The 13,863-nt window shown below is 64.2% G+C and carries 11 protein-coding genes and 1 pseudogene; 8 read left to right on the top strand and 4 right to left on the bottom strand.

Annotated features, from left to right (window positions below):
- The first annotated feature begins 442 nt into the window (after positions 1–442).
- Positions 443–2,608 (top strand): EAL domain-containing protein, encoded by a 2,166-nt coding sequence (locus tag GWG65_RS33665; protein ID WP_275199789.1) that lies wholly within the window; start codon positions 443–445, stop codon positions 2,606–2,608.
- Between the two features lie 213 nt (positions 2,609–2,821).
- Here GWG65_RS33665 and GWG65_RS33660 read toward each other — a convergent pair.
- Both GWG65_RS33660 and GWG65_RS33655 read right to left on the bottom strand, forming a co-directional pair.
- A pseudogene (locus GWG65_RS33660) lies at positions 2,822–3,094 on the bottom strand (acyl-CoA dehydrogenase); the annotation flags it as partial.
- Between the two features lie 33 nt (positions 3,095–3,127).
- On the bottom strand, positions 3,128–3,601 hold the full coding sequence (locus GWG65_RS33655; protein WP_275199788.1) for a GNAT family N-acetyltransferase: 474 nt from the start codon (positions 3,599–3,601) through the stop codon (positions 3,128–3,130).
- Positions 3,602–3,733: 132 nt separating this feature from the next.
- Here GWG65_RS33655 and GWG65_RS33650 point away from each other — a divergent pair, with 132 nt between their 5' ends.
- Together GWG65_RS33650 and GWG65_RS33645 are read left to right on the top strand one after the other, a co-directional pair.
- Positions 3,734–5,377 carry an amidase family protein gene (locus GWG65_RS33650; RefSeq protein ID WP_275199787.1) on the top strand — a complete coding sequence of 548 codons (1,644 nt, stop codon included), beginning with the start codon at positions 3,734–3,736 and terminating at the stop codon, positions 5,375–5,377.
- 214 nt (positions 5,378–5,591) lie between these two features.
- Positions 5,592–6,992: a TAXI family TRAP transporter solute-binding subunit gene (locus tag GWG65_RS33645; RefSeq protein ID WP_275199821.1), complete on the top strand. Its 1,401-nt coding sequence runs from the start codon at positions 5,592–5,594 to the stop codon at positions 6,990–6,992.
- Between the two features lie 201 nt (positions 6,993–7,193).
- Here GWG65_RS33645 and GWG65_RS33640 read toward each other — a convergent pair whose 3' ends face one another.
- On the bottom strand, positions 7,194–7,400 hold the full coding sequence (locus GWG65_RS33640; RefSeq protein WP_342760691.1) for a hypothetical protein: 207 nt from the start codon (positions 7,398–7,400) through the stop codon (positions 7,194–7,196).
- Between the two features lie 231 nt (positions 7,401–7,631).
- On the opposite strand from GWG65_RS33640, the gene GWG65_RS33635 reads away from it, so the two are divergent.
- From GWG65_RS33635 to GWG65_RS33615, 5 genes are read left to right on the top strand one after another with little or no spacing between them, the layout of a single operon-like run.
- Entirely contained in the window at positions 7,632–7,886 is a 255-nt protein-coding gene (locus tag GWG65_RS33635) for a DUF2933 domain-containing protein (protein ID WP_275199786.1), read from the top strand.
- Positions 7,886–8,560 carry an isoprenylcysteine carboxylmethyltransferase family protein gene (locus tag GWG65_RS33630; protein ID WP_275199785.1) on the top strand — a complete coding sequence of 225 codons (675 nt, stop codon included), beginning with the start codon at positions 7,886–7,888 and terminating at the stop codon, positions 8,558–8,560. Before GWG65_RS33635 ends, GWG65_RS33630 begins: the two co-directional genes overlap by 1 nt.
- A 49-nt stretch (positions 8,561–8,609) precedes the next feature.
- Positions 8,610–9,317: an ABC transporter ATP-binding protein gene (locus tag GWG65_RS33625; protein ID WP_275199784.1), complete on the top strand. Its 708-nt coding sequence runs from the start codon at positions 8,610–8,612 to the stop codon at positions 9,315–9,317.
- Between the two features lie 4 nt (positions 9,318–9,321).
- Positions 9,322–11,685 (top strand): FtsX-like permease family protein, encoded by a 2,364-nt coding sequence (locus tag GWG65_RS33620; RefSeq protein ID WP_275199783.1) that lies wholly within the window; start codon positions 9,322–9,324, stop codon positions 11,683–11,685.
- Positions 11,686–11,687: 2 nt separating this feature from the next.
- Positions 11,688–12,926 carry an HlyD family efflux transporter periplasmic adaptor subunit gene (locus tag GWG65_RS33615; RefSeq protein WP_275199782.1) on the top strand — a complete coding sequence of 413 codons (1,239 nt, stop codon included), beginning with the start codon at positions 11,688–11,690 and terminating at the stop codon, positions 12,924–12,926.
- A 36-nt stretch (positions 12,927–12,962) separates the two neighbouring features.
- Here GWG65_RS33615 and GWG65_RS33610 read toward each other — a convergent pair whose 3' ends face one another.
- On the bottom strand, positions 12,963–13,862 hold the full coding sequence (locus tag GWG65_RS33610; protein ID WP_275199781.1) for a GNAT family N-acetyltransferase: 900 nt from the start codon (positions 13,860–13,862) through the stop codon (positions 12,963–12,965).
- Position 13,863: the final 1 nt, after the last annotated feature.

Here is a 13,863-nt window from a genome sequence, read left to right as displayed (position 1 = left end):
CGCGTCGGGGTTAAGAAACAGGCTTTCTGCCGGGATATCGTTCAAAAGTCGCAAGTCTTCACGCGCGCCGGCCTTTTTTTAACGCTGCGATAACCCTGTCCTGCATTGACCAAATTTCGTGCGTGGGACGCGCATTCTCTCCCGTCTGCATGCATTGGCGCGCCAATCCGGAAAGGATTCAAGCGAGCGCGCAATTTTGCGCCAAGCCGGGCGCTGATTGCGACGACCGGATAGGTTTAGCGCGCCGGCTGGCGCTGCCGCGCCTCGCAAACGAGCAATAAGGGCCGCTTGATGTGGGCCACAGGACCGTGCGTCCGATCGTCGAGCGATCGAAATTACCCTTTTTTCAGACACTTGCTTCAAGACTTGCGACCGGCGGGCGCCACTGGGACGTATCAAGTTGAGTTTGGGGTTTCAAAAGCCAAAAAAGCGAAAGCGCAGCGTGCTCGCTCGGGCCGGCCAAGAGCGGCGCAAGCCAAGGTTCGCTCCCGCGCCTCGCGCGACGGCCGAAATCAATGCGCTCGTGCAGAGCCGCGCCGAGGCGGATGCCGCGATTGCGGAGGCGCACAAGGCCCATGAGCGTCTGCGCCAGGCCATCGATATCCTGCCGCAGGGAATCGTGTTTCTCGATTCCGACGGCCGCTATGTGCTCTGGAACAAGAAATACGCGGAGATCTACAGCAAGACCGCAGATCTGTTCGAGGAAGGCGCGCGGCTCGAAGACACGCTGCGCATCGGCGTTGCGCGCGGCGACTATCCCGAGGCTGCCGGCCACGAGGACGAGTGGATCGCCGAACGGCTGCAAAAGCTCTATCAGCCCGGCGCGCGTCACGAGCAGAAACTGGCGGACGGCCGCGTCATCCTGATCGACGAGCGGCTGACCGACGACGGCGGCGTGGTCGGCCTGCGCGTCGACATCACCGAACTGAAGCAGCGCGAGGCGTCCTTCCGCCTGCTGTTCGACGGCAATCCCGTTCCCATGATTGTCTGCGCGCTGGACGATGAGCGCATTCTCGGCGTCAACGATGCCGCGATCGCGCATTACGGCTACAGCCGCGCCGAGTTCGCGAAGCTGAACATTCGCTCCTTGCAGGCCTTCGACAGCGAGCCACCCTGGACCACCGATCGCTCCGGCGAAGAGCAGGCAGGCCGCACCTGGAAGCACGTCAAGGCCGACGGCGCCCTGATCGATCTGGCGATCTATTCGCGCGAGCTGACCTATGCGGAGCAGCCGGCAGTGCTGCTCGCGCTGATGGACATCACCGAGCGCAAGCGCGCCGAGGCGCGGCTCGCGTTCATGGCGCAGCACGACGGGCTGACCGGGCTACCGAACCGCAACCTGCTGCGTCAGCAGGTCGACGAAATGCTCGCGCATACCCGCCGCAGCACCGACAAGGTCGCGCTGCTGATGCTGGGACTGGACAATTTCAAGGCGGTCAACGACACGCTGGGCCACGCGATCGGCGACAAGCTGCTGCGCGGCGTCGCCAAGCGGCTGCGCTCGAGCTTGCGCGAGGACGACGCGCTGGCGCGGCTCAATTCGGACGAGTTCGCGATCGTGCAGAGCGGGCTGGCGCGCCCCGAGGACGCGGTGCTGCTGGCCAAGCGCCTGCTGGAGGCCATCGCCGATCCCTATCTGCTCGAAGGCCATTCCGTGGTGATCAATGCCTCGATCGGCATTGCGATGGCGCCCGGCGATGGCGATGATTCCGAAAAGCTGCTCAAGAGCGCCGACATGGCGCTGTCGCGCGCCAAGCTGGATGCCCGCGGCAGCTTCGCCTTCTTCGAGGCCGCGCTCGACGCCAAGGCGCAGAGCCGTCGCAAGATCGAGGTCGAGCTGCGCGACGCGATCCAGAACGACGTGCTGCGGCCGTACTATCAGCCTCTGGTCGATCTCTCCAGCGGGCGCATCACCGGGTTCGAGGCGCTGGTGCGCTGGCCGCATGCGGAGCGCGGCATGGTCTCGCCGGCCGAGTTCATTCCGGTCGCCGAGGAGACCGGCCTGATCAACCCGCTCGGCGGCCTGATGCTGCGCCGCGCCTGCCTCGATGCTGCGACTTGGCCAGATGACGTCCGCGTTGCCGTCAACCTCTCGCCGCTGCAGTTCCGCAGCGGCAATCTGCTTTCGGTGGTGACGGATGCCTTGAAGCATTCCGGCCTGACGCCGCGTCGGCTCGAGCTCGAGATCACCGAGACGCTGCTGTTGGAGAAGAGCGCGCAGGTGCTGGCGACGCTGCATGCGCTGCGCGCGCTCGGGGTGCGCATCTCGATGGACGATTTCGGCACCGGCTATTCCAGCCTCAGCTATCTGCGCAGCTTCCCCTTCGACAAGATCAAGATCGACCAGGCCTTCGTGCGCGATCTCGGCGCCAACCGCGAGGCGCAGGCGATCATCCGCTCCATCGTCAGCCTCGGCAAAGGCTTGGGGGTCACCATCACCGCCGAGGGCGTCGAGACCGAGGCCGAGCTGAGCTGCCTGCGGGCCGAAGGCTGCGACGAAGGCCAGGGCTTTCTGTTCAGCAAGGCCCGGCCCAATGCCGAGATCATCAGCCTCTTGGCGGCGCAGCGCGGCATCGACGGCGGCGAGGCTGCAGCGCTGGTGGCGTGATTGCGCGGCCCGAGTAACCTCGCAAAAGCCGCGCCCTTCGCGGCCAGCATGGTTCGAGACGCCCGCTTAGGGCGGGCTCCTCACCATGAGGGTCTAACATCTTGCCGCGAAACACGCCCTCATCCTGAGGAGCCCGCCCATAGCGGGCGTCTCGAAGGATGGGGCCACGAGGGAATCCGCATCCCAATAGATTGACCTCAAACCATTTCTGCGTCACTTGTCCGACAAAATCGCCTTCCCGACATCCTCGTAATGCGTATCGCGCGCCTGGATCTGCTGCGCGATCGCGTGCATGTCGCGAAAGCGCCGCTCGAACGGATTGCTACGGAACACCGCGGTCGCGCCGGCCATGTGATAGGCGGCGTCGACCACCTTGGCCGATTGATGGATGGTCCAGGTCGCCGCCAACCGCACCGCGCTGAACTCGCCGGTCGCGGACAGATCGCGCCGCATCGCATTCGCTGTCGCATAGAGATAGGCGCGCGAATGCGTGAAGTGCGGAATCTTGCGCCGCAATCTCTATGCCTCGGACCTAGAACGGCCATCGAGCAGGCGTTCCATGATGATAGTGCGTTCGTCGCCATAGTAGTCGTCGCGCACCGCATTGAACCCGAGCCGTGCGTAGAATGTCTCAGCGGTGACCGACGAAGGGACAGTCAAGGAAGGGATGTTGCGTTCGCGCGCCGTGCGCTCGATCTCTTCCATCAGCAGCTTGCCGATACCGCGGGCCTGAACGTCAGGGGCGACGAAGACCGTACGGACGATGCTGCCGTCAAGGCTCGCTGTTCCAACGACGCGGTCGCCGACGGTGGCGACAAAAACAGTGCGTTTGTCGATCAACTGTCTTACGGCGCCTGGATTGAAGCTACGCTCGACCCTTTCGATGATCTCGACGGTATAGTCCTTCGCGTTCGTTTCGCGCAGTGTACGCAAAATGACCGCGCTGATTTCATCGGCGTCGCCTTCAAGCGCGGGCCGGACCGTGCATTCCATGAACCGCTCCACCGAAGCCCTTGAGAACAACTGGAAGCCCGCGCCATTGGACTGGCAATCAGCTTGTCGCGCGATCAAGCTTAATGCTACCGTCTGTAGCATATTTGCAGGAAGCCGCTCAAGAGGCACGCCATGAAGAAGCCAACCCGCCGCGACGCGCACCTCTCCGCAGCTGTCATCGGCGCCGAGGCGCCCACCATGCTGAAGCTCGAGAATGCACCGATGAGCGACATCATCGATGCTTTGGCCAATGGGCGGGTCACGGCCACGGCGCTGACCAAATTCTATCTCGCGCGGATCGAGGCCTACGACCGCGATGGCCCGATGCTCAACTCCGTACGCGCGTTCAATCCAGACGCGCTCACGATCGCCGGCAAGTTAGATGGCATCCTGCCATCGGCCAAGCGGCCGCTGGCTGGCGTCCCGATCCTGGTGAAGGACAACATCGCGACCGGCGACAGGCAGCCGACGACAGCCGGCTCGCTGGCGCTGGAGGGCGCGCGCGCCAGGGATGACGCCACCATTGTCAAGCTGCTGCGGGGCGCCGGCGCGGTGATCCTGGGCAAGGCGAACCTGATGGAGTTCGCCAACATGCTCGCGATTGACATGCCCGCGGGCTATTCATCGCTGGGCGGCCAAGTGAAGAACCCCTATGCGCCGGCGCTGATGGACGATCGCGAGATTCCGGTGGTGTCTCCAGGGGGATCGAGCTCGGGTTCGGCAGTCGCCGTGGCAGCCGGCCTCTGCGCTGCCTCAATTGGCACCGAGACCTCAGGCTCGCTGCTGCACCCCGCCGGCCTGAACGGCCTCGTCACCGTGAAACCGACCGTCGGGCTGATCAGCCGTGCCGGGATCCTGCCTGTTGCGCACAGCCAGGACACCGCGGGTCCGATGACGCGCACGGTGCGCGATGCCGCGATGCTGCTGAATGTGCTGGCTGCCAAGGACCCGCTCGACCCAGCGACGCAAGAGCAGCGGCGCCCGGCCGACTACACCGCCGGCCTCGCCACCGACGCGATGAAGGGCGCGCGCATCGGCGTGCCGAGCGACCCCGCTGACCCGCTGAACGATTGCTATTACGGCAAGCTGCCGCCGAAATCGGCCAAGCTGATGGCTGAGACGATCAAGGTGCTGGAGGATCTCGGCGCCGTCATCGTGCGCGCCAACATGCCGACGGCCGGTTGGATCGGGGGGCCCGGCACAACCATGGCCGTGCTCAACCGCAATCCCCTGAGCAGCCACAAAGGCACGGTCGCGAGGCCGCCGGTCGTCTTCCTTTACGAGCTGAAGCGCGATCTCAACCTCTATCTGAAGGATTGGGCGACCAACACTGACGTCAAGACCATTGCCGACATCATTGCCTTCAACAACGCGAACGCGGGGAAGGCGCTGCGCTTCGGCCAGGACCACTTTCTCGCGGCTGACCTGACCAGGGGCGATCTGAGCGAGCGCGAGTACAAGTCGGCGCGCGCCATGGACCTGCTCTCCGCCAGGACGCGCGGCATGGACGCCTACATGAACCAGCACAAGCTCGACGCGGTGCTGTTCGCAGGCGCCATGGGCGGCGCGATTGCCGCCAAGGCAGGCTATCCCAGCGTCATGGTGCCCGGAGGCTTCATCTCGGGAACGACCGACGGCAAGGACACGCCCGACTATCCGCTCGGCGTCACCTTCGCAGGGAGAGCCTGGAGCGAGCACAAGCTTCTGCGTCTGGCCTACGCCTACGAGCAGGCTTCGCAGATGCGCAAACCGCCGCCCGGCTTGCTGACGCTTTAGATGTTGTTGCTCGCGGGCTTTCGGCGCAAAGCGGACGTGCGAGCTGGTAGAATCGCAAAGCGTGAAGTGCGGAATCCAGAGACGATGGCGCAAGAGTCGAAAGCTCGCTGGCCCCAAGAAACAAGTCCCGCGGCTCGAACGTTATCATCCTCCAGAAAAACGTGGTATTTCTGAAAAGCGGGCAGCAATTTTGGTCTCCGACCGGCAGCGGCAAATGTCCTCGTCTGATGCCCAAATGAAACGCATTGACGCAGCCCGCCGGGGACGGAGAAGGACGAAGACCCTACTGCTGGTCTTGGCCATCGGATTTCTCGTTTTCGGAGCCGCTGCGGGCACGCTGTATTACGCGCTGCGGCCGATAACTCTGCGGATTGCCGTCGGACCACCGGGAAGCAACGATCACAAAGTGATCGAGGCGATGACCGAGGCCTTTGCCAACGAAAGCAGGACTGGGAGGCTGTCCCCGATCACGGCTGCCGGGGCGGCCGAAGCTCTCGCTCTGCTCGGTGCCGGCAAGGCCGACCTTGCAGTCGGTCGTGGCGATCTGGAGATGCCGGCCGACGCGCAAACGGTCGTCATCTTGCGCAAAAACTTCGTCGTGCTGTGGTCTCCCTCGGGACTTGCGGGCAAGGGCTCGAAGAAAAAGTCCGGGCCGAAAATCAAGGAAGTCGCCGATCTCGCAGGGCGCAGGGTGGGAGTGATCGGCGGGACTCCGGCGAACGCCGCGTTGCTAAGGCTCATCCTGAGCGCCTCTGGCGTGGAGGCGGACAAGGTCACGGTTACGCAGTTCGGCACGGGCCAAATCGAGGAACTGGCGCGCGACCGGACCCTCGATGCATTCATGGCGGTCGGTCCGCTCGACAGCAAGATAACCGCCGATGCGGTCGCCGCGACGGCTCGGGCCCGTGGCGAGCCGAAATTCCTCGCGATCGACGCATCGGAAGCCATCGCCTTGAAGCATCCGCGTTACGAATCGGAGGAAATTCCACCAAGCATTTTCAATGCGAGTCCAGCCTGGCCGGATGACAAGGTGGAGACTATCAGCGTCAGTCATTTGATCCTGGCACGGAACGCTTTGTCCGAAACGACAGTGGCGGCATTTTACCGCCAACAATTCGCCCTGCGGCAGGCGATTGCCAGGCAAGTGCCTGGCGCTGCGCAAATCACGAAGCCGGACACCGAGAAAGAAGCCGAACTGCCGGTACATCGGGGAGCGGCGGCCGTCATCGACGGGACCGAGCGCACCTTCCTTGACAGGTATGGCGACTACTTCTGGTTTGCGCTCCTGCTTCTCTCCGGCATTGGTTCGGCCGGCGCCTGGCTGCGTCAATATCTAAATCGGGACGAAAGGGACGAGAATACCAGTCATCGCAACAGGATTTTGGCCCTGGTTTCCAAGGTGCGCACCGCGGAATTCGACCACGAACTGCTGGCCATGCAGCAGGAGGTCGACGCGATCATTGAGGAAACGCTCGACTGCTACGATGATGGCGCCATCGAGGAGGAGGAACTGGCCGCCTTTGGCTTGGTGCTCGAACTGTTCAATCATGCCCTCGTCGAGAGGCGCGCAGCGTTGCAAGCGGCTCCTTTGAATGTGCTCGCGGCGCGGCGGTAGGCGATGGGTACGAAATGGACATCTCGGCTCGACCCGATACCGTGTCTGCTAAGGGCCAATTTCGACTGAGCCTCGGCTTCCACGTCGTGGCGGTCCGCCAACTACTCGGCGCGTTCTTTGGCCGCGTCATCGTCTCAGCAGATCGGATCAATGCGCCGCTGGATGGTGCCCTCCGGCGTAAGATTCACGCGCAATGCTCGTTCACTTCGGTGCGGCCAGGCCCGGCGAGCGGAGCCATTCGCTCAGGTGCGAGACTGTTTCGGCTTGGCGCGCCCGCCGCAAGAGCAACTCGCGGGCCGTGCTGCCAGGCAGTTCCTTCTCGGCCGCTTCCTTGAATCGTCTGGCTTCTTCTGCCAGCCGTTCCTCGAACGTCGATGTGTGTTTGATACGCCTCCGCCTCTTGATCATGGGTAAGCCCTCTCACATCCTTCCCATGCCTATTTTTTACCCTTCCGTTCGATTTCGTCTGTCCGGTGCCGGACACAGAGGTCGCAATTGGCCCGCTTCCGGCGTCAAGCCGGGGTACCCTGGCAATCAGGTATGGACGGGCAGGCAACGGGCGGCGTGCCCGTCGTTGACGTGGATCAATCATCACGGCGCCTCCGGCTCTATGTTCCCACGAGCCATAGGAACGTGCCGATGTCGGTCCAGGACCATTCCGGATATCAAGAACGGCCTCAGGCGGGCATGTCCGCCAAAGCCAAGGCCGGCCTGGTTCTGACCGGGTTCCTGCTGATCGCCGGCGTGCTCCTGTTCACCGAGCACAGGGCCCACGTGCTCGGGCTGCTCATCTGGCTGCCGCTCCTCGCCTGTCCGCTGATGCACGTCTTCATGCATGGAGGACACGGCCACCATCATGGCGGCGGTCGACCCAACGATCCAGGGAGCGTGTGATGCATGACACCGCGCCCGCCTACGGCCTCTGGAGCCTCGTCCTGGTCAATTCGGTGGTGTTCATCCTGTTCGCCTACAGCTTTTTCAAGCCGCAGACATCCCGCGACTGGCGCTCCTTCGGCGCCTTCAGCGCATTTTTGGTAGCGCTGTTTGTGGAGATGTACGGCTTCCCGCTCACCATCTACTTCCTTTCGGGCTGGCTGCAGTCGCACTATCCGAACGTCGACTGGCTCTCCCATGACGCCGGCCACCTGCTCGAGATGATGTTCGGCTGGAAGGCCAATCCCCACGCCGGACCGTTCCACATCCTGAGTTTCATCTTCATCGGCGCAGGCTTCGTCCTGATCTCCGCGGCGTGGAGGGTGCTGTACGATGCGCAGCAGACCCGCAGCCTGGCAACCACCGGCCCCTACAGCTATGTCCGGCACCCGCAATACGTCGGCTTCGTCCTGGTGATGTTCGGCTTCCTGTTGCAATGGCCGACGATCCTCACCCTGGCGATGTTTCCGGTGCTGACCATCATGTATGTGAAGCTCGCGCGAGGCGAGGAGCGGGACGCCAACGTGGAGTTCGGCGAGGCTTACACGACGTACGCCGCGGCGGTCCCGGCATTCATTCCCCATGTCAGGCGGCTGTTCAGTCTGGGTTCTTCCCGGGGCTATCGACACGGCTGACGTTCGCGTCGGGAGGGAGGCGGAAGCCTTGCGGCCTGAAAGGAAGGCAATGAGAGAGCCTGTCTTCACCGCGAAAGCCCTGACGAAGACTTACGTCTCCGGCGAGGTGATGGTGCATGCCCTCAACGAGGTCGACCTAGAAATCGCCGCGAAGGAAGTGGTCGTGCTGCTCGGCCCCTCCGGCAGCGGCAAGACGACCTTGCTCAACATCATGGGCGGCCTCGACCGGCCAACCAGCGGCAGGCTGCTCTTCCGCGACCTGGACTTGACCGATCTCGAAGACCGCGAGCTCACGAAATATCGCCGCGACCACGTCGGTTTCGTCTTCCAGTTCTACAATCTGGTGCCCAGCCTCACCGCCTACGAAAACGTGGCGTTGGTCACCGAGGTCGCGAAGGACCCGATGCGGCCGGCCGATGCCCTCGCGCTCGTAGGCCTCGAAGAGCGGATGCATCACTTTCCTGCCCAGCTGTCCGGCGGTGAGCAGCAGCGCGTGGCCATTGCTCGCGCCATCGCCAAGCGGCCGGCGGTGCTGCTGTGCGACGAGCCGACGGGAGCGCTGGACTCGAAGACCGGCATTCGCGTCATCGAGGCGTTGCTCGGGGTCAACCGGCAGCTCGGCACGACGACAGTGATCATCACCCACAATGCGAGCATCCAGGAGGTGGCGGACCGCGTCCTGTTCTTCGCCGACGGTCGGATCTCCCGGATCCAGAAGAATGAGTCCCGGCGGCAGGCCGCCGAGCTCACCTGGTGATGGCATGACGGCGCTGGACATCAAGCTTTTCCGCGACGTCAGCAGGCTCTGGGCGCAGGTGCTCGCCGTCGCGCTGGTCATCGGAGGGGGCGTCGCGACGCTGGTGCTCGCCGTCGGATCGCATCGCTCCCTGGAAGAGACGCGAATTGCGTACTACGAACGCTACGGCTTCGGCGACGTGTTCGCTCAGGCAAAGCGGGCACCCAAGGCGCTGGCCGACCGAATAGGCGAGATACCCGGCGTCGCCGCCGTCGACACCCGCATCGCCAAACTGGCCTTGCTCGATGTGCCCGGCTTCTCCGAGCCCGCCAGCGGGCAATTTGTTTCGCTGCCCGACGACGGCGAGCCGCATCTCAATCGGCTCTACATGCGCTCCGGCCGGCTTCCCGAACGTGGACGGGCAGAGGAGGTGGTCGTCAACGAGCCGTTCGCCCGGGCTCACAGCTTCGCCGAGGGGGCGCGGTTCTCGGCCATCCTGAACGGCAGGAAGCGAGAGCTCGTCATCGTCGGCACCGCACTGTCACCCGAGTTCGTCTACACCGTCGGGCCGGGCGACCTGATGCCGGATGACCGCCGCTACGCGATCGTCTGGATGTCGGAAAAGGCGCTCGCAGGCGTCTATGATCTCGACGGCGCCTTCTCGGCGGTCTCGGTCAAGCTGCAGCCCGGCGCTTCCGAGCGCGAGGTGATCGCGCGGCTCGACATCTTGCTCGACCCGTATGGCGGGCAGGCGGCCCACGGCCGGAAGGACCAGACCTCGCACGCCTGGCTCGATCATGAGCTCGAGATGCTCAACAATATGAGCCGCACGCTCCCGCCGATCTTCCTGCTGGTGGCCGCGTTCCTGGTCAACCTCACCCTGACCCGGCTCGTCGCGCTCGAGCGGGAGCAGATCGGTCTGCTGAAGGCACTGGGTTACGCCGACAGCAGCATCGTCGGTCACTATTTCAAGTTCGTGGCGCTGATCGTCGTGCTCGGAATTATCCTGGGCGGCGTGGCCGGCACGTGGCTCGGATTGCGCGTAACCGCCCTGTTCGGCGACTTCTTCCACTTCCCATTCCTGGTGTTTGCGAAGGCGCCGGACCTGTACGTCACCGCAGGCGCGCTCAGCGCGGCCGCCGCCGCAATCGGCGCGCTGCGGGCGCTACGCGAGGTGGTGAAGCTGCCGCCGGCCGTCGCCATGCAACCTCCGGCCCCGCCGATCTATCGGCGGCTGCTGCCGGCGAGCGTGCAGCTCGACCAGATCGTGTCGCAGCCGACATTGATGATGATCCGCAACATCGCGCGGCACCCGGTCCGGGCTGCGTTCACGGCGCTTGGGATGGCGCTGGCCACCGCGATCCTGGTCGTCTCCTTGTTCACCCGGGACACGATGGCGCAACTGATCGAGGTGACCTACTTCCTCGCTGACCGGCAGGACGCGACCATCGGCTTCGCCGAGAGGCGGATCGAGAACGTCGTGGAGCAGGTCAACCGCCTTCCGGGCGTTCTTGCGGTTGAACCGGGCCGCGACGTGCCTGTCCGGATCCGACATGGCAACGTCGAACGGCGGATCACGATCAGCGGCCGGCCCGCCGATGCCGATCTGAGGCGCATCATCGACGTCGATCTTCGCCCGATAGCGCTTCCGGAAAGCGGCCTCGCGATCTCCAGCATGCTCGGCCACATCCTCGGCGTCGGTGCCGGCGACACGGTCGAGCTCGATCTGCTGGAGGGCGCCCGGCGAACGGTCACGATGCCGATCGTGGCGACCGTCGAGGACTATTTCGGCATCAGGGGAATGATGGACATCGAAGCGCTCCGCGAGCTGATGCGCGAGGCACCCGTTGTGAACGGCGTGAACCTCAGTCTCGACGATAACCGGAAGGAGGAGTTCTACGCGGCGGTGAAGTCGATGCCGACGGTTGCCGGCGTGGCGCTGCAGCGCGTCTCTCGAGCGAACTTCCGTAAGACCGTCGCGCTGCTCGTCACCACGATGGCGAGCATCTACACCGGGCTTGCCGCGGTGATCGCGTTCGGCGTCGTCTACAACAACGCCCGGATATCGCTCTCCGAACGGGCCCGCGAATTGGCGAGCCTGCGCGTGCTTGGCTTCACCCGTGGCGAAGTCCTGCGGATCCTGCTGCTCGAGCTCGCCATCCTGACGCTGATCGCCCAGCCGCCCGGCTGGGTGATGGGCTACGGGCTTGCCTGGGTGATGAAGACCAACCTCGCCGGCGAACTGATGCGCGTCCGCCTCGTGGTCGAGCATTCAACCTACGTCATTGCGACGTCCGTGGTGGTGCTGGCTGCCATCGCCTCTGCGGCGGTCATTCGCCAACGCATCGACAAACTGGACCTCGTCGCGGTCCTCAAGACGCGAGATTAGTCATGCCAGCCAACTGGACCAGACGTATCGTCGGCGCTGCGGCCCTGGCCGCGATCGTGGGAGGGCTGGCCTGGTTCGCCTGGCCGCAGCCGGTTTTGGTGGATATCGCGACCGTCGCGAAGAGGCCGATCGAAGTCACGGCCGACGATGACGGCAAGACCCACGTGCGCCACATCTACACCGTCTCGGCGCCCATCGCAGGCAAGGTCCTGAGGATTTCGCATCCGCTCGGCGAGCAGGGACCGTCGCTTCACGTCGGCGATGACGTCGTGGCCAACCAGACCATCGTCGCCCTGATGCAGCCGACGTTGCCGGGATTCATCGACGTGCGCTCGCGCGACCAGCTGCAGGCCGAAGTCCTGGCTGCGGACGCTGCCATCCAGCAGCAGGAAGCCGAGGTGCAGCGGATCGAAGCGGCCTTGGACTTTGCCAGGACGGAATTCCAGCGAGCGCAAAAGCTCTCGCTAACCCAAACCATCTCGGCCCAGGCGTTCGACAAGGCCAAGTTCGAGGTCGCGACCAGTGAGGCCGCCTTGGCGAGCGCGAAGGCTCAGGTCGACATGCGCCGCGCGGTGCGGACCAGCCTGGCGGCCCGATTGATGGAGCCCGCCAACGCCGCACCGACGGCGGAGGCGACGTGCTGTGTCCGGGTGCTCGCGCCGGCGGGCGGGCGGGTGCTGAAGATCATTCAGGACAGCGAGGCGACGGTCTTGCCCGGTACGCCGCTGGTCGATATCGGCAACCCGCTCGATCTGGAGATCGTGGCCGACCTGCTCTCGACCGACGCGGTCCAGATCAAGGTCGGCGCGCCCGTCCGGGTCGACGGCTGGGGCGGGCCGCCGATCAAGGGCAAGGTGGTCCGGATCGACCCGGCGGGCTTCCTCAAGGTCTCCGCGCTCGGCATCGAGGAGCAGCGAGTCCGGGTGACCATCGACTTCGCGGATCCGTCGGAGACGTGGGCCTCGCTGGGACACGACTATCGCGTCATCGTCCACGTCACCACCTGGAGCGCTCCGGACGCCGTGACCGTCCCGGTGAGCGCCTTGTTCCGAAAAGGCGACCAGTGGGCCGTTTTTGTCGACCAGGGCGGCTACGCCAGAACGGCCCTTGTCCAGATCGGCCACCGCAACTCTCGCATGGCCGAGGTTCTTTCGGGACTATCCGCCGGGGACCTCGTCGTGCTGCACCCGAGTGACCGGATCGCCGATGGCGCCAGGATCGCGCAACGACACGCAGAATAGACAGAGGGCCTCTGCTTTCGGCTCACCTGGATTGGGCTACATGAAGCCCGGATTGCGGGGGAGGTAGCTGGCCCAATTTCCGAACTGTCGATTCGACATCAGCAACATCGGAAACGTCAGACGCATCCCGTGGTCCGTCGCCGCCTTCAGCGCTGGCTCGCTCGCGCCGGGTACGAAAGCCGAAATGTTTGGAGAATTGCTCTGTGCCGCGAAGGACAGCGCGGCAGCAAACGCGGGGCCCGCGAGATCTGGCCGGCGGACCGCAAGCGGGCCGATGTGTCCTTCGGACATATAGACATACCCGACGCACTCACGGCCGGCGTGGATGGTGAACCCGCTCGTCGTGCTGTCGCCCAGCAGATATCGATGATGCTTCTCTCTGGACACGCCGAGAGCACTGACATCGACGAGCGCCAGCTCATCGAACCTGGCTGTCTGGGCCGTGAGAGATTCAAGACGGAGCCGTGGCGCAGCCAACCGCGATGCCAGGCGGTCACGAGGCACGCTGACCATGTAGATCGGAAAGCGCGGGAATAGTCCGTGGCGGATGTAGAGGCCCTGAGACACGTTGTTGAACGTGAAGGTAATCAGCGCTCGAATCGATGCTCCGCGCATTTCTGCGTGAGCGAATGTCTTGCTGATAAGCTGATTGCCAATGCCGTCGCTCTGGCGGTCAGGCGCCACGAACAGCTGGGCCAAAAACCAAAGCTCGCCACAAACCCAGCTCCAGGCGAAACCGACAATTTCTCCGCCGTCATCGGCGACCCAGAGACCCTCGGTATCGTCGCTTAGCGAGAAAGCTTGAAAGTTCGGAGGATGAGCGGATGCCATCTTTCCAAAGCCCCGCCGTTCGGTGAGTTCATTGATGCTGGCGACGACGATCTCATCGGCCCGCGTCAAGTCGTCGATGCGCGCGGGTCGGAATACGACGGCCATT

This window comes from Bradyrhizobium sp. CSA207, assembly GCF_029051685.1.
GTDB lineage: Bacteria > Pseudomonadota > Alphaproteobacteria > Rhizobiales > Xanthobacteraceae > Bradyrhizobium.
The sequence above is the reverse complement of the archived record's forward strand: the minus strand, read 5'-3'. Positions and strand labels throughout refer to the sequence as shown.

Excerpts from the sequence above, each read along its gene's own strand:
- GWG65_RS33655 (WP_275199788.1), bottom strand. The coding sequence starts at position 3,601 with ATGGAATGCACGGTCCGGCCCGCGCTTGAAGGCGACGCCGATGAAATC.
- GWG65_RS33650 (WP_275199787.1), top strand. The coding sequence starts at position 3,734 with ATGAAGAAGCCAACCCGCCGCGACGCGCACCTCTCCGCAGCTGTCATC.
- GWG65_RS33645 (WP_275199821.1), top strand. The coding sequence starts at position 5,592 with ATGTCCTCGTCTGATGCCCAAATGAAACGCATTGACGCAGCCCGCCGG.
- GWG65_RS33640 (WP_342760691.1), bottom strand. The coding sequence starts at position 7,400 with ATGATCAAGAGGCGGAGGCGTATCAAACACACATCGACGTTCGAGGAA.
- GWG65_RS33635 (WP_275199786.1), top strand. The coding sequence starts at position 7,632 with ATGTCGGTCCAGGACCATTCCGGATATCAAGAACGGCCTCAGGCGGGC.
- GWG65_RS33630 (WP_275199785.1), top strand. The coding sequence starts at position 7,886 with ATGCATGACACCGCGCCCGCCTACGGCCTCTGGAGCCTCGTCCTGGTC.
- GWG65_RS33625 (WP_275199784.1), top strand. The coding sequence starts at position 8,610 with ATGAGAGAGCCTGTCTTCACCGCGAAAGCCCTGACGAAGACTTACGTC.
- GWG65_RS33620 (WP_275199783.1), top strand. The coding sequence starts at position 9,322 with ATGACGGCGCTGGACATCAAGCTTTTCCGCGACGTCAGCAGGCTCTGG.
- GWG65_RS33615 (WP_275199782.1), top strand. The coding sequence starts at position 11,688 with ATGCCAGCCAACTGGACCAGACGTATCGTCGGCGCTGCGGCCCTGGCC.
- GWG65_RS33610 (WP_275199781.1), bottom strand. The coding sequence starts at position 13,862 with ATGGCCGTCGTATTCCGACCCGCGCGCATCGACGACTTGACGCGGGCC.